Below are 21,564 nucleotides of genomic sequence, written 5' to 3'. Positions count from 1 at the left end.
GCTACCGTTCGCACCTCACGTAGCCAAGAGCCCTAACGCGGCAGGCAGTCCTAATGCGGCACACTGTCCTAAATGCGGCACCCTACTCGTGGCGCAAACCGGCGCGCGCTGCATCAAGATTTTGGAAGGAGGAGCTTCTCACTATGGGCCGAAACATTTCTTGGAATGAGGCGGTCCAACGGGTGCTCCGGGAGCGTGGCGAGCCGATGCGTTACGAAGAGATCGCGCAGGAGATCCTCGATCAGGGCCTTCGGGCGCCCACGCCCACTCCCGCTGCGACAGTCTCGGCCACGCTGTCCTTCTCCCTGCAAAGGGAGGGCGCGAATTCTCCGTTCATCCGGATAGATCGGGGCCTCTATGCGCTTCGTGAACTCGCGGTCAATTCGATCAAGGCATCCAACGCCACTGTTTCCGCTACCCGCTCTGCGGTGGTCGTAGCGCCTGAAGTCACGGACGACGCTGCAGCCGATGCGCAAAGTATGGGGTTGATCAACGCCTTCGGCATGTTCTGGCGACGAGACGAGGTTCACTGGAACCGCACAGCCACACGGCTGCTGGGCGTACAGCAAACCGGAGGAGTTCCGGTCGACTTCTCAGGTCAGGCTGGGGTGTATCTGCTTTATGACGGTAGCCGTGTCGTCTACGTAGGCCGGGTGACCGGCGCACGGCTCGGGGTGCGGATGTGGGAGCACACGCGCGATCGACTGACCGGCCGGTGGGACCGGTTCTCCTGGTTCGGGGTTCGCGCTGTAGCCGAAGACGGTGCGCTGGGTCCGCTGCCGGGCGCTGGCATCGCTGTGGACAGCCTCATAAGCACAATGGAGGCTTTGCTTATCGAAGGGTTGGAGCCCCCGCAGAACCGGCGACAAGGTGAAGGATTCAATGCGCTGGAGTTCCTCCAAGAGGTAGATCCTGAGATCACCCGTCAACGGAACCTCGATCTGCTGAGTCTGATGCAGGACAGACTGCGTTCTTGATCGCTGCGATGGGTCACCGTGCGAGGTCGGCATGGATGCTGCCGCGCCAAGCGAGGTGAGCCGGCTAGTAGTTGTCGACCGCGTTGACCCGGTCGGGCCAGTAACGCTGACCGGGCGCGGCGACGTAGTGCTCCCACCTGGGCTGGTCGCCGGTCGGGTGGTCGCCCAGCACGGTGACTCGCTGGCCGCGGCGGACGTCGCGGTAGTCGTTGACGGCGTAGTGCTGGGTGACGCGGTTGTCCCAGATCGCGATGTCACCGGCATGCCAGCGGTAGCGGCAGGTGAACTGCGGGCCCTCGGAGAACCGGAACAGGTACTCCAGGATCGCGTCGCTCTCGTTGCGTGACAGCTGCGGGATGTGCGAGGTGAACAGCCTGTTGACATAAAGGGATCGGCGGCCGGTCTCCGGGTGCACCCGGACCACGGGGTGCTCGGCGCGGCTGGTGAACTCGTTGCCGATCCGGATCACATGGATCGCGGTCAGCCCGTCCAGAAAGTCGCGCAGCGGGGTGGAGAGCTCCTCGTACACCAGGCACTGGTTGGTGAACATGGTGTCGCCGCCGGTCTCGGGAACCTGCAGCAGCCGCAGGATCGACACCTGGGGCGGGCTCTGGTGAAAGGTCATGTCGGTGTGCCAGACGTCGACCTTGCCGCCGTCCTCGGAGTCGATGATGACGATCTCCGGGTGGCCTTCCAGCCGGGGCAGGTAGGGGTGCAGCTCGACCTCGCCGAAGCGCCGGCCGAGCGCGATGTGCGCCTCGGGCGCCAGCTCGGTCTGACCGGTGATGAACACGACCTGGTGCGCGAGCAGCAACTGGTGGATGCGGTCGAAAGCCTCGTCGGTCAACGTGTTGACGTCGATGCCGGAGATCTCGGCCCCCAGCGCGCCTGCCACCAGCCGGACTTCAGGCTCGATCGAAGTGGTCACCGTTGCTTCCTTCCCCGCATGTGCGCGCACTGGCATCGGTGCGCCTGCGCATCCTCTCAGGTCGCGAAGCCCTCCACCAGCCGCCTTGACTCGGTCGTGCGCGCCTTGACAGAATCCGCCGGTGCCGGCGACCGCCGTGCGGGCCTTGGGTTTTAGAGGAAAGGCGTTGTCGAGTATGGCGGTCGACAGCTCAGCCAGTGATGACGCGAGTTCTCGACTCGACCGATTAGTCGACCTTGCGACACCGTTCGCGGTGCGCACCGCGGTCACCTTGGGAGTGCCGGATCAGATCGCGGCAGGCGTGCGACACCTGGATGACCTGGCCAAGGCGTGCGAAGCCGACCGGGGCGCGCTCGCCCGGCTGCTGCGCTACCTGGTCCACAAAGGCGTCTTCACCGAGACCTCGCCAGAGGTGTTCGCGCTGACCGACGTCGGCGAGCTGCTGTGCGACCGCAGCGGCGGCGGTCGCGGGGCCTACCTGGATCTGAACAGCAACGGCGCCCGGACCGAGCTGGCCTTCATCGGCCTGCCGCACGCCATCCGCACCGGCGAACCCAGCTACGCCACGGTGCACGGCCGAGACCTCTGGGCCGACCTGGACGCCAACCCGGAGATGCGGGCTTATTTCGACGAGCTGATGCTCAGCCAGCAGCGGCTCACCGCGCCGCAGGTGGCCGCGCTCTACCCCTGGAACGAGGTCGGCCACGTCACCGATGTGGGCGGCGGCTCCGGAGGGTTGCTGGCCGAGCTGCTGCTCGCCCATCCCCACCTGCGCGGCACGCTGGTGGACCGGCCTGAGCCGGTGGCCACCGCGGCGCGACGGTTCGCCGAGTGCGGCGTCGCGGACCGGGCCGAAGGGGTGCCTGGTGACTTCTTCAACCCGCTGCCGGCCGGCGCGGACGTCTACGTGGTGTCCCGGGCGCTGACCGACTGGAGCGATAAGCACGCGAGGACGATCCTGCGCCGGTGCGCCGAGGCGGCCGGCGCACAAGGCCGGGTGCTCGTGGTCGAAGTGCTGCCCACCGAGCCCTACGTCGCGCACCTGTCCTCCTACGACCTGGTCATGCTGGTCTCGGTCGGCGGCCGCGAGCGCGGGGTGGACGATCACGTCGCGCTGGCGGCCGACGCCGGCCTGGCGCTGCGCCGCACCTACTCCGGAGCCGCCGGCCTCACGCTGCTGGAGTTCATCGCCGGCTGAGGCTCAGCCGAGTTCGAGCGCGATCATGCACAGGTAGCGCAGGTCAGGGTCGTAGTCGGCGGCCACCAGCAGGCTCGGACGCCCGGCCGCCTGTCCGCCAGAGGCGTCCAGTTGGTCAGGAGCGTCCACTCGGTCGGGTGCGTCCAGTGCGCCGAGAGCGTCGAGTTCGTCCACTAGCTGCCACCAGATTCCGGTCGAGGGCTGGTCGCCAGGCCCGACCCGCACCTGCTCGCCCAGCTGCCGCGGCCAGGCTGCGGCCAGCGCGGGGCTCAGCACCAGGCGCACCTCGCGGTGGCCGGCCGTCAGCTCGGCGAGGTCGGCCTCGGCCTGCCCGGCGACCGCGGCCGGCGCCAGGTCGGGTCGCTGGGTGAGTCCCACCAGCCGCGCCGGGCCCGCCCGTCGCCCGGCTGACTCGTTACCGGCAGAACCGTCCTCGGCTGACCTGTCGGCCACGGGGCCGTTCTCAAGCAGCAGCGCGACTCCGCGGTGCTGCGCGGGCAGGGCCGTGCTGACGTCGTAGGGCAGTGCCGCCTGCTCCACGACGATCACCAGCGACCGGGAGCGCTCGGTCGAGGCCGGATAGTCCCGGGCGATGCGCAGACCGCTGTAGGCCGCCACCGAGCCCTGGTCGCAGATCGCGAACGACATCGGGTTGCCCGGGCAGACATGGCTGAGATAGGTCGCGGTGGCCCGGCCCGGCTGCATGTCGTGGATCGAGAAGGCCAGCACCAGCAGGTCGACCGGCTGGTCCGCCGAGGTCACCGCGCCGATCAGCGTCTGGGCCATCTCGCCGTAGGAGTGGCCCTGCGACGGCGACATCGTCAGCGGTGGCGCCGCTGAATCCTCGGTCAACGTGGAGGTGTGCGGCAAGTGCGGCGGAAAACCTCGAACGAGGTCAGACAGGTAGACGTCCACCGCCGCGCGGTTGCCCGGATCGGAGAGGAACTCCGCCGACCCGGCGAACGTCCGGCGCTCGGCCCGGACCAGCCGCAGGCCGGCGCGCGGCAGCCCTGGCGCCGGCGTGCCCGAAACGGGCATCGTGCCTAACCCGGGCGGTGGTTGCCCGCGACGAACGTCGCCAGGTCACCCACGGTGTGGATCTGATCCTGGTCCATCTGCTCGACGTCGATCTGGATGTCGAACTGCTCTTCCAGCCGCAGCAGCAGTTCTAATCCGAGCAGCGAGCTGACCATGAGCTCGTCCATCAGGCGCATGTCCTCGGTCACCGGCTCGTCGCGTTCGAGCAGCAGCACCAGCAGCTCAGCGAGCGCCTGGGCCACCTGCTGCTGGAATCCGGCGTCCACGCTGGTCTCGGGTAATGCCATCTCAGTCTCTCCTAAGGATCAGTGCCCGAACTGTAGTCAGTGTTCGAACACCATGGCGGCGAATGTGGCGCCATGGCCGGCGCCGACGCTGGCCACCAGGTAGCGGTCGCCGGGATGCAGCAGCCCTCGCTGGCAGGCGGTCTGGTAGTTGAGGAACGCGTCCGCGCAGAATACGTGCCCGTTGCTGACGATGTTGTCCAACAGCACTTGTTCCACCGGAAAGCGCAGCAGCCGGCACATCCGCTGCCAGGTCACCAGATTGACGTTGTGCGGCAGGATGAGCCGGATGTCGGCGAGGGTCAGGCCGGCCTGGTCCAACGCCTGCTGGATCACACCCGCCAGCAGCGGCCGGTACTGCTGCTGGAACTCCTCGGCGGACACGCCGCCCGCGGTGTCGAATTCGCCGCGCTGGGAGCAGGCGTAGGCCAGCAGCCGGTTCCGGGCGCCGGTGGCGCTGACCAGGCAGGCCGAGGCGCCTTCGCTGAACAGCGACATCCCCGGTAGCAGCTGCGCGTCGCGGGTGAACGCCTTCTCACCGGTCAGCACCAGCGCCAGCGGCTCGGCGCCGGGCGCCGGGTCCGGTCCCGCCGCGGCGTCGGCGGCCAGCAGCCGGCCGGCCAGGTCGATGGCCAGCAGCGAGCTGGCACAGGACTGCTGGGTGACCGCGAAGGCCAGCGCGTGTTCCAGGCCGAGCTCCCGGCAGACGTCGGCCAGCGGGTTGTGCGGATAGGGCGCCACCGTCGAGAACGCCCGGGCCCACAGCACGTAACGGACCCGATGCTGCTGTCCGCGCAACGGGATCAGCGCGGCGGCGGCCAGCAACAGGTCGGTCAACGAGGCGTCCGGGTCCTGGCAGACCTCGCCCAGGCCGTGGAAGCGCCGGAACAGCTTGACCTCCATCTCGGTCAGCCCGAGCGGCTCGGCCAGGTCCTCGACGGTGAGCCGGGCGGCCGGCTGGTAGGCCGCGACGGCATCCAGGGCGGTCATCGTGGCAGGATACCGGCGTGGCCCGCTTTCTCATCGTGGTGCTTCCGCTGACCGGCCACCTCAACGCCGCGCTGGCCCTGGGCCAGGCCCTGGTGGAAGGCGGCCACGACATCGCCTGGTGCGGGCCCGAGAGCGATCTGCGCCCGCTGGTCGGTCCGCGGGCGGAGATCTACCCGACCGGCAAGCGCTATTACCGCCAGCACGACGGCACCGGCGCCGAGGCCGCCCGGGGGCTCTGGACCGGCTACCTGATCCCGCTGAACCGGTTCATCCTCGAACCGGTCGACGCCGCCGTCGCCGAGTACCGGCCCGATGTCGTGGTGGTCGATCAGTACGCGGTGGCCGGCGCGCTGGCCGCGCACCGGCACGGCGTGCGGTGGGCCAGCCTGTGCACCGGGGCCATGGAGTTGACCCCGCCGAGCTGGGAGCTGCCCGGGCACCAGGACTGGGTGGCCGAGCAACTGGCCCGGGTGTGGGCTATGGCCGGGCTGCCGGTGGACGAGTCGGTGGACCTGCGGTTCTCGCCGTACCTGGTGCTCGCGCTGACCAGCCAGGCGCTCACCGGCGCCGCGCCGTTGCCGCCGCAGTGCCGGCTGGTCGGCCCGGTGCTGGGCCGGCGGGCCGATGATCCCGCTTTCGCCTGGCAGGACTGGGATCCTGAGCGCCGGCACGTGCTGGTCACCGTCGGCACCCTGTCCGAGCACCTGGCGGAGGAGTTCTACCCGCGGATGACCTCGGCGCTGCGACCGCTGATGGACCGGGTGCAACCGGTGTTCGCCGCGCCGGCCGCCGCGGTGGCCGAACTCGCCGGGGCGCTGGTCGCCCCGCGCGTGCCGATGCTGAAGCTGCTGCCACGACTGGACGCGGTGGTCTGCCACGGCGGGATGGGCACCGTGACCGAGGCGCTGTCCTTCGGAGTGCCCCTGGTCATCACGCCGATCCGGCACGACCAGCCGGCGCTGGCACGCCAGGTGGCCGAGGCCGGCGCCGGCCTCGCGCTGTCCTTCGACTCGGCCGGCGCCGCTGAGCTCGGCGCGGCGGTGGCGGCCGTGCTCGACGAGCCGAGCTATCGAAGGGCCGCACGCGGGGTCGCCGAGTCCTTCGCCGCGGCCGGTGGCGCGGCGGCTGCGGTCGAGCACCTTGCGGCATTGGCCCGCCTGGCCTAGCTGCCGGCGTTAGGCTGGGCCGACGTCACGAATGTCCCGCGTGGTCAAGGGAAAACCTCCCGGTTCGGGCATTTCGTGCCGGCCTTTGCAGCCCGCCGACCGGAAGGCCACAGATGGACAACGCCATGATCCTGTCCGGCACGCCCGCGATCGCCCCCGGTTGCGTGGCCCTGACCTACGATGACGGGCCCGGTCCCAGATCCGCCGAACTCGCGCAGTCGCTGCGCGAGGAAGGCGTGTCGGCGACCTTCTTCGTGCTGGGCGAGAGCATCAAGCGCTACGGGCCGGTGCTGCAGGCCTACGCCGACTACGGACACACCATCGGACTGCACAGCGAGTACCACCGGCCGTTCAGCTCCGTCGCGCTGGCGGCCGACCAGCTGGGCAAGTGCCGCAAACGGGTCGAGCACCACCTGGGCCCGGACTACTTCTCTGACACCATCTGGCACCGCCCGCCGTACGGCGTCGGCGACGAGCCGGTGCCGGGCTATGCGGGCCCGGTCGGCTGGCACGCCTCCGGCCGCGACTGGGACATCACCTACCGCCGGGACGACGTCCTGCGCCCGCCGTCGAACCCGCGCCCGCACCAGACGGTCGCCGGCTGCGTCGATGAGATCTTCGTAGGCCTGCAGCGTTTCGGCGGCGGGGTGGTGCTGCTGCACGACTTCGCCCCGTTCACCGAGTTCACCGCGGGCGGGCTGGCCGAGGCCGACCTGGACCTCCAGGTCATCGACATCACCATGCTGCTCCTGCGACGGCTGCGGGACGCGGGGTTCACGTTCGTGAGCCTGTCCGACCCGGCGCCGGCGGGGCGCGGCGGCTGAATCCTGCTCCAGGCAAACCGGTCGTGCACGGCCGATCGCGAACTTTCCTCAACCCCCTGCTGGCCAGCGCGGCGGTGTTATCGTGGCCGGCGTGAAGATGCCGTCCGGCGAGGACCTTCAGTGGGCCCGGCAGCGGCGTGCCACCGCGCGAGCGGCCGGTGGCGTCCTGGACCTGGTGCTGCCGCTGCGGGTCGGCGGGAGCGGGGCGCCGCTGTTCTGCGCCCATCCGATCGTCGGGCTGAGCTGGTGCTACCGCGCGTTGCTGCCCCACATCGGTGAGCAGCACCCGGTGTACGGCCTGCAACCGCGTGGCCTGCGGCGGCCCGAGCCACTGCCGGCGAGCATGGCCGAGATGGCGCGCGACTACGCCGACCAGATCCGGATGACCCAACCCGAGGGGCCCTACCACCTGCTCGGCTGGTCCCTGGGCGGCAACATAGCCTTTGCCGTCGCCGAGGAACTCGAACGGCGCGGGCACGAGGTGGGGCTCTTGGCGATCATGGACGCCGCTCCCGAGATCGCGGAGTCGATGACCGGATCCGACGCCCACGCCTGGATGCTGTACAACTTCGTGCTCGCGGAGTTCGGTTACGACCCGAGCGTGGCCGAGGACGATCCCGATCCCGAGGCGCGGGTGCTGGAGGTGGTGCGGCGCCGGCCGGGCCTGGGCCTGGAGGAGTGGCCGCTGCCCCGCCTGCAGGCGTTGCTGCGGGTTATCCGCAACACCGTCACGGTGGCCCACGGCTACTGGCCCGAGCAGGTCCGGGGTCCGGTGCTGTTCTGCGCTGCCATGCGCCTGGGCCGGCCGCTGGAGGAGAAGCTGGCGGACTGGCAGCCCTTCGTCCGGCAGCCGATCGAGGTGACCGAGGTGGACTGCGCGCACCGGCACATGCTGCTGCCGCAGCCGATCTCGGTGGTCGGCGCCGCGGTGGCCGAGCGGCTGGCCCGCGCCGCCGCGCTGGCCGGCTGAGCCGCGCCGCTCAACCGCCCCGACGTGGGGCGGCCCGGCTCGTTCGGTCCCTGACTCCGTTCTGGCCAACTGCCCTTGTCCGGTGACTGCGCTGGGGTAACCTCGCCTGGTGCTCGGCCCTCCTCATGGCCGTTGCGCGAGGAGGCTCGATGATCGAGGCCACTGGCCTTCGCAAGTCGTACAAACGTGGACACGGACGCAAGGCCACCCCGGTGGAGGCGGTGCGTGGGGTGGACTTCTCCGTGCAGCGCGGCGAGATCTTCGGCTTTCTCGGCCCCAACGGCGCCGGCAAGTCGACCACGCTGCGGATGCTGTCCACCCTGACCCGCCCGGACGGCGGCGAGGCGATGATCGCGGGCGCGGACGTGCTGCGCGCGCCGGCGCAGGTGCGCGACAACATCGGCTACGTCGCCCAGGTCAGCGGCACCTACGACATGTCCAACGCCCGGCGTGAGCTGGTGCTGCAGGCCCGGATGCACGGCCTGCCGAAGTCCACCGCGCTGACCCTCTGCGAAGCGGCGGTCAAGGCGTTCCAGCTCGAGGACTTCGCAGACCGTGAGATCAAGACCTACTCCGGCGGGCAGCGCCGTCGCCTGGATGTCGCCCTCGGCGTCATCCACTCGCCCAAGGTGATGTTCCTGGACGAGCCCACCGCCGGGTTGGACCCGCCGAGCCGGGCCCGGATGTGGCAGGAGGTGCGCCGGCTGCGCGATGAGGGCATGACGATCTTTCTCACCACGCACTACCTCGACGAGGCCGACGCGCTATGCGACCGCATCTCGATCATCGACGGCGGCCTGATCGTGGCCGAGGGCACCCCGGCGGCGCTCAAGCGGGAGATCTCCGGCGATGTGGTCGTGCTCGACATGGCCGCTTCCGACACGGCCGGGGTGGTGGATCCGAACGTGGTGCACGAAGCCGAGAAGCTGCTGCTCGAAGAGCCCTATGTCACCAGCTCCGAGGTGGTCGAGGGAACCGTGCGGCTCTACGTGGAAAGCAGCGCGACCGCGATCCCGAACATCATGCGCACGCTGCTGGACAAGGGCATCGAGCCGGGCGCGGTAGAGGCCCGCCGGCCGAGCCTGGACGACGTGTTCCTGGCCAAGACCGGCCGCTTGCTCACCGACTGAGATCGACTCGGGGACTTCGAAGACATGAGATCTGAAAGAGGGCAGCAGTGAAGATCCTCCGCGACACCTGGCTGATCTATCAGCAGGAGGCTGCCCTGATGATGCGCAGCAGGACCATGATCCTGTTCAGCCTGGCTCAGCCGATCACCTACCTGGTGCTGTTCGCCCCCTTCCTCAAGGTCGCGATGGCCGGCCGGGGCGCCACCAGCTACGCCGACGCCTACCGGATCTATGTGCCCGGATTGTTCGTCGCGATGGGCCTGTTCGGCGGGTTGTTCGCCGGTTACGGCCTGCTGCAGGCGCTGCGCGAGGGCATCATCGAGCGGTGCCGGGTCACCCCGATCAGCCGGGTCGGGCTGCTGCTCGGCCGGGCGCTGATGCACGTCAGCCTGATCCTGGTGCAGGCGGTGGTCATCACCGTCGCCGCGCTGCCGTTCGGGCTACGGGTGCAGCCGCTGAACCTGCTGGGCGCCTACCTGGTGCTGTCGATGATGGCCCTGCTGTCCACCTCGATCTCCTATGACGTGGCGTTGCTGGTGCGTGACGCCAACAGCCTGGGCGTGCTGGTCAACACCGCCGGCCAGCCGATCTCGCTGCTGGCCGGCGTGCTGATCCCCCTGACCCTGGCCCCGCTGTGGATCCAGACCCTCTCACTGGGCAACCCGTTCGCCTGGGCCACCGACGCGCTGCGGGCGCTGTTCAACGGCCACCCCGGCGATTCCGCGGTCTGGCAGGGCACGCTGATCATCACCGTGCTGACGATGGCCAGCGTGCTGTGGTCCTCGCGGCTGTTCAACCGCAAGATCGCCTGAGTCGCGCTCGGGCGGTTCTGGCAGAGAGGCGGGGTCCGTGGATCCGACACACCTGCGTGTGGCGCTGACCGAGGACATGCAGCTCGGCGCGGGCAATGTGCTGCTCCGGCTGGCCGAGCACGGCGCCGACCCGGACATGCCGCGGGTGAGTTTTGACCGCGAGGTCGACGGCATCGCGGCCTGGGCGCCGCTGTCGCTGAGCATGCTGAGCGAGCGGGCCGCCGCGCGGGCGCACTGGTTCTCCGAACGGGGGATCGGCCCGCGCGACCCGGTCGCGGTCTACGTGACATCGGCGGCCGACGTGTTTCTCAACTACTTCGCCCTGACCTGGCTGGGAGCCATCCCAGCGCTGCTCAACGGCAGCATGCCGATCGAGGTCGCGGCCGAGTTCATCCGCCGGCTGCGGGGCGTCGGTGTCGTCATCGACGCCGACCACGCCGAGCTGCGCGAGCACGACCTGGGCGTGCCGATCCTCGGTGACGCGAGCGAGACCGGCGCCGGTGACCCCCGACTGGCGCCGGCGCACTACCGCCACCACGGGCAGGACCCGGTCGCCATCACGCACTCCTCCGGCACCACCCGCACGCCGGCTGCGATCGTGCACTCCCACCACGGGCTGTTCGCCGCGATCCGGGCGGTCCGGCTCACCGAGGCCCGCCCGTACGGCGAGGTGCGTGAGCTGTCGGCGCTGCCGGCCGCGCACACCGCCGGCGTCATCACCATGAATCAGGCGCTGTGCAACGGCTATCAGCTGTTGTGCCTGTCAGCGCAGGGCGGTGAGTTCCGGCGAAGCGGCGAGGCGATCCTCGACGCGATCGAGCGCTGGCGGCCGACCGGGGTCTTCGGCTTCGCCGTGACCTGGGCGGAGTTGGCCCGCTTCGACCTCAGCGCCCGGGACCTCAGCTCGGTGCGTAACTGGTCCAGCACCGGAGATTGCGCGCACGAGTCGCACATTCGTCGGCTGGTCGCCGTCGGCAGCCACCTGACCTACCAGCGCGGCAAGGGCGTGGTCAGCGTCGAGGGCTCGAAGTTCATCGACACCCTCGGCTCGACCGAGATGGGGCACAGCGCGTTCGCCATGATCCACCGGCTGGGCAGCGACCGCTATGACCGGTGCGTCGGCAAGCCCTACCCATTCGCCGAGGTGGCGCTGCTCGACGTCGAGACCGGCGCCGAAGTCGCGCCTGGACAGGTCGGCCACTTAGGGCTGAAATCACCGACGCTGGCGCTGGGCTACTGGAACGACTCGGTCAATACCTTTCGTACCAGGCTAAACGGCTACTACCTGACCGGTGACCTGCTGTACCGCGACGAGGAGGGTTACTACTACCACGTCGACCGGGCCAGCGACGCCCTCGACCTCGGCGACGGGAATTGGCTCTACACCGCGCTGTCGGAGGAGCGAATCCTCAAGCAGTGCCCCGATGTCCGTGACTGCAGTGTCATCGCGGCCCGGAACGAGGACGGCGCGCCGGTCACCGAGGTGCTGCTGGTGCTGGCCGAGGACGCCGATCCCGGCCTCGACCGTGAGGCGCAGGTGCGCGCCGCGCTCGGCGAACCGGCGGCGCGAACCCTGCAGCAGGTCATGACCGTCCCCGACGACGGGGTGGTGATGGGCCCGACCGGCAAGGTCCGCAAGTTCCTGATGCGCCGGCAATTGCTGGCAAGCGCCGGCCCCGGATGAGGCCGCGCGGACCGCTCGCGGCTAGCTTGACGCCCCTTGCAGAGCGTGACATTCTCGCTCGACGCGCGAGAGAGCGCGGTTTACCTCGACCAGATCGCGGCGCAGCCGCTCGATGCCGTGGCGGAGTGGACGATGGCTGAGATGCGGAGGACGAGGGTGCACGCGGTCGTCGTCAATTCCGAGGAGCAGTACTCGATCTGGCCCGAGGACCGCGACCTGCCGGCCGGCTGGCGGCGCGACGGTTTCACCGGCGACGAGGACGAGTGCCTTGCCTACATCGATGCTCACTGGACCGACATGCGACCACTGTCGGTGCGTGAGTGGATGCGTGACCACGAGCACAACGTCTCGAGCTGACGTGACCGCGCCGGCAACACCTCTATGACTGCAGGGCGTTCGAATGCGGTCGCCACAGCGCAGCCACCCACCCGTGGTCGAGCCTTGCCCGCCCAGCACGGGATGATCCTGAGCACCCTGCGCTATCCCCTCGACGGCGTGGACGTCCTGCAGGTGACCCTCGACTGGGCCGACCCGCTCGAGCCCGAGCCGTTCGAGGCGGCCTGGCGCGAGGTCGTCCGGCGCAATCCCGTATTGCGCACGGCGTTCCAGCTACACGAGGAGCACGGCCTGGTCCAGGTCGTGGACCCGGCCGCGTCGATCGACATCCGGTGGCGCCAGCTGCCGGCCGCGCCACCGTCCGGGCCCGACGAGGCGTTCGAGTCCTTCCTGCTCGCCGACCGGCGCGAGCCCTTCGACGTCAGACGCCCGCCGCTGGTCCGCCTCAGCGTGCTGCGCCGGCCGCAGGGCGGCCAGCGGTCACCGGACGCGCCGGCGCGGCGGGCGGTGCTGACGTTTCACCATGCGCTGCTGGACGGCTGGTCGATGCGGCTGCTGGTCGACGAGGTGTGCCGGGACTATGCGGCGAGGCTGGCCGGGCGGGTGGCGTCGGCGCCACTGCGTCCGCCGTTCTCTGACTTCGTGGAGTGGTGGCAGATGTCTGACCAGTCGATGTCCGAGGCGTTCTGGACTCCCTACCTCGCCGGCGCTGTGCAGCCACGGGCGTTGCCCGGCTATCTCGGCGCCCGCCCAGGGGTCCCCGCTGAGCCCAGGGCGCTGAGCACGGTGCTCCCACGCGAGGACTCCGACCGTGTACGGGCGGCCGCCCGCCGTGCCGGGCTCAGCTCCAGCACCATGCTCAGCGCCGCCTGGGCGCTGCTGCGGGCTCGCTACGGCGGTGTCGATGACGTCGTGCTGGCGGTCACCCGGTCCTGCCGGCGCCAGAGCATCCCGGGCGCCGAGGACGTGATGGGGCTGCTGATCAACACGATGCCGTTGCGGGTGCGCGTCGATCCGCAGTCCTCGGTCGGCGAGCTGTTGAGCGCGGTGAACGAGGGCATCGCCCAGATCCGGCAGCACCAGCTGACCCCGCTGGCCTCCATCCTGAGCTGGGCCGGGTTGCCGGTGGGCAATGCGGTGCTCGACACCCTGGTGATGTTCGACCGGTGCTCGCTGCAGGCCGGGCTGTCCAGCGGGCCGGGCCACCCGGTCAGCGCCCGGGTGGACCGGTTGCCGTCCTACCCGTTGACGGTGTGCGGCTACGACGAGCCCGAGTTCCAGCTGGGGATGATCTGGGACGGCAGCCGCTTCGTCGAGGGCTCCGGCGCCCGGATGCTCGAGCAGCTTCGCGCCACGCTGCTCGAACTCGCGGGCGCGCAGGCGACGCCGCTGGCCGGGCTGAGGCTGGGCGCCCAGGACGAGGCCGCACTGCGCTCGGACTTCAACCGCGCGGCTGCTGAGGACTCGCGCTACCCGCGGGAGTCGACGGTGCCAGCCCTGTTCGCCGCTCAGGTCGCCCGGCAGCCGGACGCGCCGGCGTTGGTGTCGGCGGCGGGCTCGTGGAGCTATGCCGAACTCGACCGGCGCAGCAACCGCCTGGCCTGGGCGCTGCGTCGCGTCGGGGTGGGACCGGAGACGGTGGTCGGCGTGGCGCTGCCTCGCGGCGCCGACCTGATCGTGGCCCTGCTGGCGGTGCTCAAGGCCGGCGGGACGTACCTGCCGATCGACCCGAGCAGCCCGGCGGCACGGGTCGCCACCATGATCGCCGGCGCCCGGGTGGTGCTGGTGAGCGATGAGACCGCGGCCGGGGTGCCGCCGGTCGCGGGCGTGGAGGTGCTCCGACTGCCGGACTTGGTGGGCTCCGGCTCCGGCTCCGGCTCCGACTCCGACGCCGACGCCGACGCTGACGCCGCGCCGGCTGACCTGGCGCATCCGCTGAGCCTTGCCTATCTCAGCTTCACCTCGGGGTCGACCGGCGTGCCCAAGGGCGTCGCCGTGCCGCACCGGGCTGTCGTGCGGCTGGTGAGTGATCCGACGTTCGTCACGCTGGGCCCCGGACAGCGGGTGCTGCAGCTGGCCCCGGTCGCCTTCGACGCCTCCACCCTGGAGATCTGGGGCGCGCTGCTCACCGGCGCTGCCCTGGTGCTGGCCCCGGCCGGGCCGCTCGGTCTGCCGGAGATCGCCTCGCTGCTGCGCACCAGCGGCGTGAGCGTCGCCTGGCTGACCGCGGGGCTGTTCCATCAACTGGTCGAGGTGGACGCCGACGCGCTCGCCGGCGTGGGCCAGGTGCTGGCCGGAGGCGACGTGCTCCATCCGGAGGCGGTCCGCACCGCGCTGACGGCTCGCGGCGGCCGGCCGCTGGTCAACGGCTACGGCCCGACCGAGAACACCACGTTCACCGCCTGCCACGTGATGACCGACCCGGACGAGGTCGCCACCACGGTGCCGATCGGACGGCCGATCCAGCACACCACGGTGCAGGTCCTGGACTCCGACCTGCGCCCGACGCCGATCGGGGTGCCCGGCGAGCTCTACACCGGCGGCGACGGCCTGGCTCGTGGGTACCGTGGCGACGCCGCGGCGACGGCGCGCGCGTTCGTGCCCGATCCGGACGGGCACGGCGAAAGGTTGTACCGCACCGGCGACCTGGCCCGCTGGCGCGCCGACGGAGTGCTCGAGTTCCTGGGGCGGGCCGATGACCAGGTCAAGATCCGCGGCTTCAGGGTCGAGCCCGGCGAGGTCGAGTCGGCGCTGCGCGCGTGCCCGGGAGTCCGCGAGGCGGTCGTGCTGGTACGCGGCGACGGCGCGCAGCGGCGCCTGGTCGGCTACCTGACGGTTGAGGGCGGGGTGGACCCGAGCATGGTGCGCCCCGCACAGCTGCGCGAGTTCCTCGCCGACCGGCTGCCGGACTACCTGGTGCCCGCCGATTTCGCGGTGCTCGAGGCGTTTCCGCTCAACGCCAACGGCAAACTGGACCGGGCGGCGCTGCCGACGCTGGAGCGGGAGGTCACCGAGCCGGCGAGCCCGCCGCGCGGTGCGACCGAGCACCGGCTGGTCGAGATCTGGCAGCAGTTGCTCGACATCGAAGGCGTCGGCCGCGACGACAACTTCTTCGCCCTCGGCGGCAACTCGCTGTCCGCGGCCCGGCTGATGTTCCGCATCCAAGAGGTGTTCGGGGTCGACCTGCCGATGGGCTCGTTCTACCTGGCGCCGTCGCTGTCGGAGTGCGCCGGTGCCATCGACGCGGCGCGCTCGGCGGCCACCGCTGGCACGCCCGCCCGAGGGGCCATCGGCCGGCGGTCCCGGGCCGGGTACCGAGTCGCGACCGCCGAGGCCGCGACTGGCGAGGCCGCGACCGACGCCCGACCGGCGTCGGCGGACGCTCCCACCGCCAGCGCGTCGGCGGCGGACGCCCCCACCGCCAGCGCGGTGACCACGAGGGGGCCGGGAATCGCGCGCCGCGACCGCAGCGCCTTCCGCGCCGTGCCCGCGCAGCCCGAGGCCGCGTCCAGGCAGCCCGAGGCCGCGCCCGCGCAGCCCCAGGCCGAGCGTCCGGGCGGGCTGGCGCCGCACCTAGTGCCTATGACCGATGACTGGGCGCTGTGGCGCAACCTGTGCCTGCGCGCGGCCGGCTTCCCCCTGGACCTGCTGAGCAGGTTGGGCGATCCTGCCCTGGCCGAGGCGGCCGACGCCGCCATCGGCGCCCGGGCCGGGGCCGGCGACCTGGAACAGGCCGAGGCGGCCTACGCGGCCGAGTTCCCCGCCGCCGTCCGGCGGCTGGGCGTCGCGCTTCACGACGCCGCCGGCCTGCCCGCGCTGCGCGAGGCGATCGCCTGGCAGAACCGGCATGCCCTGTCGACCGGCGTCGACGCGCTGGTGCGGCGCGGGCCCGAGCCTGCCAGCCGCAACACCAAGCACCGCCAGCACGAGGCGCTGGTCGCCAGTTACCTGCAGCGTTACTGCGCCAAGAACGACACCATCGGCTTCTTCGGCCCGGTGAGCCTGGCGCAGTTCGACGACGGCCCGGGGATCCGGATCTCCCACGCCGACTCGGCCGGCCCGACGCGCGAGCGGATCACCTACATGGAGGGCTGGGGCATCCGTGCCCTGATGGCCGAGCACACCGAGGCCCTGCGGCCCTGGCTGGTCCCGCGGCGGATGCCGTTCCTGGCGCTTGAGGGCAACCTGCTGCGGCCGCCGCTGGCGCCGCCGGTTCAGTTGACGCCGGCCGAGGCGGCGGTCCTGCACGCCTGCGACGGCGTCCGCACCGCCCACGAGGTCGCGGCTGTGGTGCTCGCCGACCCGGCGGCCGGGCTCGGCGCCGTCGCCGAGGTCTACGCGACGATGGCCCGCCTGAGTGACAGCCACCGGCTGGTCTGGCGGGTAGACGTGGCCCCGCAGGACATCCGGCCCGAGCGCTCCCTGCGCGCGGTGCTGGCCCGGGTCTCCGACGAGAGCGTGCGCGCGCCGGCCGAGGCCGCCCTCGACGCCTTCACCGCAGGCCGGGACGCCCTCGCCGCCGCCGCCGGTGACCCGGAACGGGTGGCCACGGCGATGGCCGAGCTGGAGTCGACGTTCACCCGGCTGGCCAAGGTCGCGCCCACCCGCCGGGCCGGCGAGCTCTACGCCGGGCGCACCCTGGCCTACGAGGAGTGCCTGCGTGCCGACACCGTCTCCTTCGGCGGGGACGTCCTGGACGGCGCCCGGGACGCGCTGGGGCTGGTGCTCGACAGCGCCCGGTGGTTCACCGCGGTCTGCGGCGCGCTGTACGCCCGCCGCTTCACCGAGATCTACCGCGAGCGCGCGGCGGCCCTGGGCAGCGACGCCGTCGGTCTCGCCGAGTTCTGGCTGCTGGCCAACGACGCCCTGTTCGACCAGTCCCTGCAGCTCATCGAGCCAGCGGTGCGCGGGTTGCAGCAGCGCTGGTCGACGATCCTGGGGTTGCCGGGCGACCAGGGATCGCTGGACGGCCAACGGCTGCCGAGCGGTCAGCGGCGGGTCCGACTGAGCTCGGCCGACCTGCGGGCAGCGGTGACGGCCGCGTTCCCGGCCCAGCCCCGGGTCTGGCCGATGGCGGTCCACCACAGTCCCGACCTGATGATCGCGGGCCGGGACGCGGCGGCCGGCGGCCGGTTCAGCTGGGTGCTCGGGGAGATCCATCCCAGCATCGTCACCACCCGCTACGCCACCTGGCTGGAGTTCCACGACGACCCGGGCGCCATCCGGGCGGGCATGCGCCACGACCTGGGCCACCCCACGGTGTTTCTCGCCGAGACCGCCGAAGAGGGCGGCGTCAGCTCGCGGCTGTCCAACATCCTGGCCTCCGAGGGCGATCGGCGACTGGTCTTCGCGGCCGACTCGTGCGGCTATGACCCGCGCACCGACCTGACGATCGGCGACTGCGAGGTGATCGACTCGCCCACCGGCCTGCGGGTCCGCCGCCGTGACGCCTCGGCCGAGTTCAGCCTGCTGGAGGTGGTCGGCGACCTGCTCACCGCGGTGCTGGTGCAGTCCTTCCAGGTGGTGCCGCGCGGAGCGCACTCGCCGCGGATCGCCATCGACGACCTGGTGATCAGCCGCGAGTCCTGGAACTTCGCGGCCACCGAGCCTGCGTTCGCCGACACCGCCGATGAGCAGGTCCGCTATGCCCAGGCCCGCGCCTGGGCCGCCGACCACGACCTGCCCCGGCATGTGTTCCTGCGGACCACCGGCGAGCGCAAGCCGATCTACGCCGACCTCACCAGCCTGGCCTCGATCGACCTGATCTCGCGCGCGCTGCGCCGTAGCCGTCGCGTCGCAGGCCCCGAGGCACGCCTGAGCGTCGTGGAGATGCTGCCGACCCCGGAGCAGGCGTGGCTGTCCGACGCGCAGGGCCGGCGTTACAGCGCGGAACTGCGCGTGGTGGTCGCCGACCAGAAGAAGGGCTGAGCATGGCCGTGTACGAGTTCCCGACGTCCTTCGGCCAGCGCCGGATGTGGCTGCTGGCGCAGATGGATCCGGACGAGCCGACCTACAACATCGCCTGGGCGCTGTGGCTGGACGGCGACCTCGACCTGGACACGCTGCAGCGCGCCTGGGAGGCGACCCTGTTGCGGCACGAGGTGCTGCGCACCACCTTCCGCGACGAGTCGGGCATGCCGGTGCAGGTGATCGAAGACGAGCCGACCTTCCAGGCGCTGGAGCTCACCTCGGTCGAGCACCTGCCCGCCGACGAGCGCGAGCCGGCCGCCCGGGCCCTGATCGGCGAGCTGGCCCGGACCCCGATCCTGCCCGCGGTCGGCCCGCTGCTGCGGGTCCGGCTGGTGCGGCTGTCGGCGGACCGGCATGTGCTGGCGGTGGTGATGCACCACATCGTCGCCGACGGCTGGTCGTTCCGGATCCTGTTCTCCGAGCTGTCGGCTGACTACGAGGCGCTGCCCGGCGGCGGCGAGGCGGTCACCGAGGAGCCGGCGATCCAGTACGCCGACTTCGCGCTCTGGCAGCTCGAGCACGCCGAGGGCGGGGAGTACGCCCAGGCCGAGCGGTTCTGGCGAGCCGAGCTCGCTGACGCCCCGGCCGCGCTGGGGCTGCCGGTCGACAGGCCGTACCCGGCGTTGCAGACCTTCGCCGCCGACGGCCTGGACTCACAGGTGGACCCCGCGCTGGCGGCGCAGTTGCGCCAGGCCGCCGTCGCGGGCCAGACCACCGTGTTCGCGGTGCTGCTGGCCGCCTACGCCGCGGTGCTGGCCCGGCTCAGCGGTGAGCGCGACCTGCTGGTGGCGGTGCCGATGGCCGCCCGCACCCGGCCGGAGACCGAGTCGGTGATCGGGCTGTTCATGAACACCGTGCCGATCCGGATCTCGGTCGACCCCGAGGCCAGCCTCGGCGAGCTGGCGCGCTCGGTGCACGCCGCGACGGCCCGGGCGCTGGCGCACCAGGAGCTGCCGTTCGCCCGGGTGGTGGAGCTGCTGCGCCCTGAGCGTGACCCGGCGCGGTTGCCGCTGACGCAGGTGATGTTCGCGATGGAGGAGTCCTGGGCGGTGCCAGACCGCGGCGGGCTGCGCTGGCGGCCGGAGCTGCTGGAGAACGGCACCGCGAAGTTCGAGCTCGAGCTGACCGTGACCGACGCGCCGTCCGGACCGCGGGTGCGGCTCAACTACAACCGCGACCTGTTCGACGCGAGCACCGGCCGGCTGCTGGCCGACGGCTTCTCCCGGGTGCTGCGCGCGTTCGCCGAGAACGCCGACCAGGCCGTCGGCGAGGCCGAGATCATGTCGGATGAGCTGTACGAGCTGGTCACCCGCAGCTGGCCCGACGCCGGGCCGGTCGCCGAGCCGGGCTCGACCGCGGTGACCCAGCTGTGGCGGGCCTGCGCCGGGGACACGGTGCTGGCCCGGGGCAGCGACGGCGCGCTGACCGGCGACCAGATCCGCCGGCGGGCCCAGCAGATCGCCGCCGCCCTGCGCGCGCACGGCATCGACGGCTCGGACCGGGTGGCCATCCTGCTGCGCCGCGGCGCCCGGCTGGTGCCGGCGGTGCTGGGCGTCTGGTCGCTCGGCGCCAGTTACGTGCCGTTGGATGAGATCTACCCCGACCAGCGCCTTGCCACCATGCTCGCCGACGCTAGGGTCCGCGCGATCCTCATCGACAGCGCCGCCGTCGACGCGCCGAGGCCGCCGGCCACCGCCGAGCCGATCGCGGTCATCGACCTGGCGCGGCTTTCACCCGAGCCCGCGCTTAGTCATGTGTCTGACGCGCCATCAGACAGCGGGTCCGGCGACGGATTGCAGTCGGCGGCCCTGGACGCCGCGCCCGTGGTCGCGCCGGCCGCCGCCGCGTACACGATGTTCACCTCGGGGTCGACCGGCCGGCCCAAGGCGGTCACCGTGACCCAGGGCGGCATCGCCGCGCTGCTCGACGCGGTGCGCCCGATGCTCGCGCTCGGGCCTGAGGACCGGTTCGTCGCGGTCTCGACCTTCGCCTTCGACATCGCCCTGGTGGAACTGCTGGCCCCGGTGCTGGCCGGCGGCTGCGTGGTGGTCGCCGACTCCGAGCACACCCAGGACGCCGCCCTGCTGCGCCGGCTGCTGCTCGACAGCGGCGCCACCGCGATGCAGTCGACGCCGGCCGGCTGGCGGATGCTGGTCGACGTAGGCGGGGTTCCCGACGGGGTGCGGGTGCGGATGACCGCCGGCGAGCCGCTGTCGCGCGACCTCGCCGACGCCATCGGCGGCGGGCCGCAAGCGTGCCTGTGGAACCTGTACGGGCCGACCGAGACCACCATCTACTCCGGCGGCGGGGCCGTCGAGGCCTCACCGGCGCCGATCGAGATCGGCTCGATCATCGCCGGCACCCAGCTGTACGTGCTCGACGATCGGCTGCGGCCGGTCCCGCCCGGCGTGCTGGGCGAGGTCTACGTCGGCGGCGCCGGCGTAGGGCAGGGCTACTTCGGCGCCCCGGGCATGACCGCGAGCCGGTTCCTGCCCGACCCCTTCAGCGGCCGGCCCGGCGCGCGGCTGTACCGCACCGGCGACGTCGGCCGGTGGCGCAGCTCCGGGCGGATCGAGCTCGCCGGCCGCGCCGACCGGCAGGTCAAGATCCGCGGCTACCGGGTGGAGAGCGGCGAGATCGAGGCGGTGCTGCGCGCCCAGCCCGACATCGCCGAGGCGGTGGTCTCGGTCCGCGGCGCCGGCCACGACGTGCGGCTGGTCGCTTACCTGGTGACCGCCTCCGGCTCAGACCAGCCGCCCGAGGACCTGCGTGAGCGACTTCGCCAAGTGCTGCCGGACTACATGACACCGGCCGCCTTCGTGGTGTTGAAGCGTCTACCGCTGACCGGCAGCGGAAAGATCGACCACCGGGCGCTTCCTGAGCCCGAGTGGGGCACGGCGCCCGGTGAGGCGACGGTCGCGCCCCGGACGCCGTTGGAGTCCGAGCTCGCGGCGATGTTCGCCGAGCTGCTCGCCCTGCCGGCGCCGGTGGGCGTGACGGACAACTTCTTCGCCCTGGGCGGGCACTCGCTGACGGCGACCCGGCTGATGACCCAGATCCGGACCGCCTACGGGGTCGACCTGCCGGTCCGGGCGCTGTTCGCCGACCCGACGGTCGCCGGTCTGGCAGCCGCGGTGGAGGCCGCCCGGTCCGGATCGGGCGGCGGGGCCCGGCGCACGCCGGCGATCGAGCTCAGCGACGCCGAGACCGATGACCTGCTGCGCACGCTGATCCCGGACGAGCGGAGGTAGGCGGCC

15 protein-coding genes are annotated in these 21,564 nt (G+C 71.6%); 11 read left to right on the top strand and 4 right to left on the bottom strand.

The genetic code is table 11. The features are described from left to right. The first annotated feature begins 53 nt into the window (after positions 1 to 53). Complete coding sequence (locus VGB75_10770) at positions 54 to 977, top strand: winged helix-turn-helix domain-containing protein (GenBank protein ID HEY0167512.1); 924 nt, start codon at positions 54 to 56, stop codon at positions 975 to 977. A gap of 64 nt (positions 978 to 1,041) precedes the next feature. Here the strand turns inward: VGB75_10770 and VGB75_10765 are convergent, their stop codons facing one another. After that, on the bottom strand, positions 1,042 to 1,905 hold the full coding sequence (locus VGB75_10765; protein HEY0167511.1) for a TauD/TfdA family dioxygenase: 864 nt from the start codon (positions 1,903 to 1,905) through the stop codon (positions 1,042 to 1,044). Positions 1,906 to 2,080: 175 nt separating this feature from the next. On the opposite strand from VGB75_10765, the gene VGB75_10760 reads away from it, so the two are divergent. Next, positions 2,081 to 3,103 carry a methyltransferase gene (locus tag VGB75_10760; GenBank protein ID HEY0167510.1) on the top strand — a complete coding sequence of 341 codons (1,023 nt, stop codon included), beginning with the start codon at positions 2,081 to 2,083 and terminating at the stop codon, positions 3,101 to 3,103. 3 nt (positions 3,104 to 3,106) lie between these two features. Here VGB75_10760 and VGB75_10755 read toward each other — a convergent pair whose 3' ends face one another. Genes VGB75_10755 through VGB75_10745 form a run of 3 tightly spaced genes read right to left on the bottom strand, consistent with a single transcriptional unit; the run spans position 3,107 to position 5,415 of the window. Further along, a complete protein-coding gene (locus VGB75_10755; protein ID HEY0167509.1) occupies positions 3,107 to 4,141 on the bottom strand; it encodes a hypothetical protein in 1,035 nt (344 codons plus the stop codon). A gap of 5 nt (positions 4,142 to 4,146) precedes the next feature. Next, positions 4,147 to 4,428: a phosphopantetheine-binding protein gene (locus tag VGB75_10750; protein ID HEY0167508.1), complete on the bottom strand. Its 282-nt coding sequence runs from the start codon at positions 4,426 to 4,428 to the stop codon at positions 4,147 to 4,149. A 36-nt stretch (positions 4,429 to 4,464) separates the two neighbouring features. Beyond that, positions 4,465 to 5,415 carry a 3-oxoacyl-[acyl-carrier-protein] synthase III C-terminal domain-containing protein gene (locus VGB75_10745; protein HEY0167507.1) on the bottom strand — a complete coding sequence of 317 codons (951 nt, stop codon included), beginning with the start codon at positions 5,413 to 5,415 and terminating at the stop codon, positions 4,465 to 4,467. Between the two features lie 17 nt (positions 5,416 to 5,432). Here VGB75_10745 and VGB75_10740 point away from each other — a divergent pair, with 17 nt between their 5' ends. The 9 genes from VGB75_10740 (at position 5,433) to VGB75_10700 (ending at position 21,558) form a co-directional block, all read left to right on the top strand. Then, complete coding sequence (locus VGB75_10740; protein ID HEY0167506.1) at positions 5,433 to 6,581, top strand: glycosyltransferase; 1,149 nt, start codon at positions 5,433 to 5,435, stop codon at positions 6,579 to 6,581. A gap of 113 nt (positions 6,582 to 6,694) precedes the next feature. Further along, positions 6,695 to 7,405, top strand: coding sequence for a polysaccharide deacetylase family protein (locus VGB75_10735; GenBank protein HEY0167505.1), 711 nt, complete (start codon positions 6,695 to 6,697; stop codon positions 7,403 to 7,405). A gap of 97 nt (positions 7,406 to 7,502) precedes the next feature. After that, positions 7,503 to 8,375, top strand: a complete 873-nt coding sequence (locus VGB75_10730) for an alpha/beta fold hydrolase (GenBank protein ID HEY0167504.1) — start codon at positions 7,503 to 7,505, stop codon at positions 8,373 to 8,375. A 149-nt stretch (positions 8,376 to 8,524) separates the two neighbouring features. Beyond that, complete coding sequence (locus tag VGB75_10725; protein ID HEY0167503.1) at positions 8,525 to 9,505, top strand: ATP-binding cassette domain-containing protein; 981 nt, start codon at positions 8,525 to 8,527, stop codon at positions 9,503 to 9,505. Between the two features lie 47 nt (positions 9,506 to 9,552). Beyond that, positions 9,553 to 10,317 carry an ABC transporter permease gene (locus VGB75_10720; GenBank protein HEY0167502.1) on the top strand — a complete coding sequence of 255 codons (765 nt, stop codon included), beginning with the start codon at positions 9,553 to 9,555 and terminating at the stop codon, positions 10,315 to 10,317. A 37-nt stretch (positions 10,318 to 10,354) separates the two neighbouring features. Further along, positions 10,355 to 12,001: a class I adenylate-forming enzyme family protein gene (locus tag VGB75_10715; GenBank protein HEY0167501.1), complete on the top strand. Its 1,647-nt coding sequence runs from the start codon at positions 10,355 to 10,357 to the stop codon at positions 11,999 to 12,001. Between the two features lie 45 nt (positions 12,002 to 12,046). Continuing rightward, positions 12,047 to 12,358, top strand: a complete 312-nt coding sequence (locus VGB75_10710; protein HEY0167500.1) for an MbtH family NRPS accessory protein — start codon at positions 12,047 to 12,049, stop codon at positions 12,356 to 12,358. 84 nt (positions 12,359 to 12,442) lie between these two features. Then, positions 12,443 to 18,265, top strand: coding sequence for an amino acid adenylation domain-containing protein (locus VGB75_10705; protein ID HEY0167499.1), 5,823 nt, complete (start codon positions 12,443 to 12,445; stop codon positions 18,263 to 18,265). A gap of 2 nt (positions 18,266 to 18,267) precedes the next feature. Then, positions 18,268 to 21,558, top strand: a complete 3,291-nt coding sequence (locus tag VGB75_10700; GenBank protein HEY0167498.1) for an amino acid adenylation domain-containing protein — start codon at positions 18,268 to 18,270, stop codon at positions 21,556 to 21,558. Positions 21,559 to 21,564: the final 6 nt, after the last annotated feature.

The organism is Jatrophihabitans sp., from assembly GCA_036399055.1.
GTDB lineage: Bacteria > Actinomycetota > Actinomycetes > Mycobacteriales > Jatrophihabitantaceae > Jatrophihabitans_A.
This window is presented reverse-complemented; position numbering and strand designations above follow the sequence as displayed.

Bases quoted from the DNA above. Each gene is read 5' to 3' on its own strand.
- VGB75_10770 (HEY0167512.1), top strand. From the start codon at position 54: ATGCGGCACACTGTCCTAAATGCGGCACCCTACTCGTGGCGCAAACCG.
- VGB75_10760 (HEY0167510.1), top strand. From the start codon at position 2,081: ATGGCGGTCGACAGCTCAGCCAGTGATGACGCGAGTTCTCGACTCGAC.
- VGB75_10755 (HEY0167509.1), bottom strand. From the start codon at position 4,141: ATGCCCGTTTCGGGCACGCCGGCGCCAGGGCTGCCGCGCGCCGGCCTG.
- VGB75_10750 (HEY0167508.1), bottom strand. From the start codon at position 4,428: ATGGCATTACCCGAGACCAGCGTGGACGCCGGATTCCAGCAGCAGGTG.
- VGB75_10745 (HEY0167507.1), bottom strand. From the start codon at position 5,415: ATGACCGCCCTGGATGCCGTCGCGGCCTACCAGCCGGCCGCCCGGCTC.
- VGB75_10735 (HEY0167505.1), top strand. From the start codon at position 6,695: ATGGACAACGCCATGATCCTGTCCGGCACGCCCGCGATCGCCCCCGGT.
- VGB75_10730 (HEY0167504.1), top strand. From the start codon at position 7,503: ATGCCGTCCGGCGAGGACCTTCAGTGGGCCCGGCAGCGGCGTGCCACC.
- VGB75_10725 (HEY0167503.1), top strand. From the start codon at position 8,525: ATGATCGAGGCCACTGGCCTTCGCAAGTCGTACAAACGTGGACACGGA.
- VGB75_10700 (HEY0167498.1), top strand. From the start codon at position 18,268: ATGGCCGTGTACGAGTTCCCGACGTCCTTCGGCCAGCGCCGGATGTGG.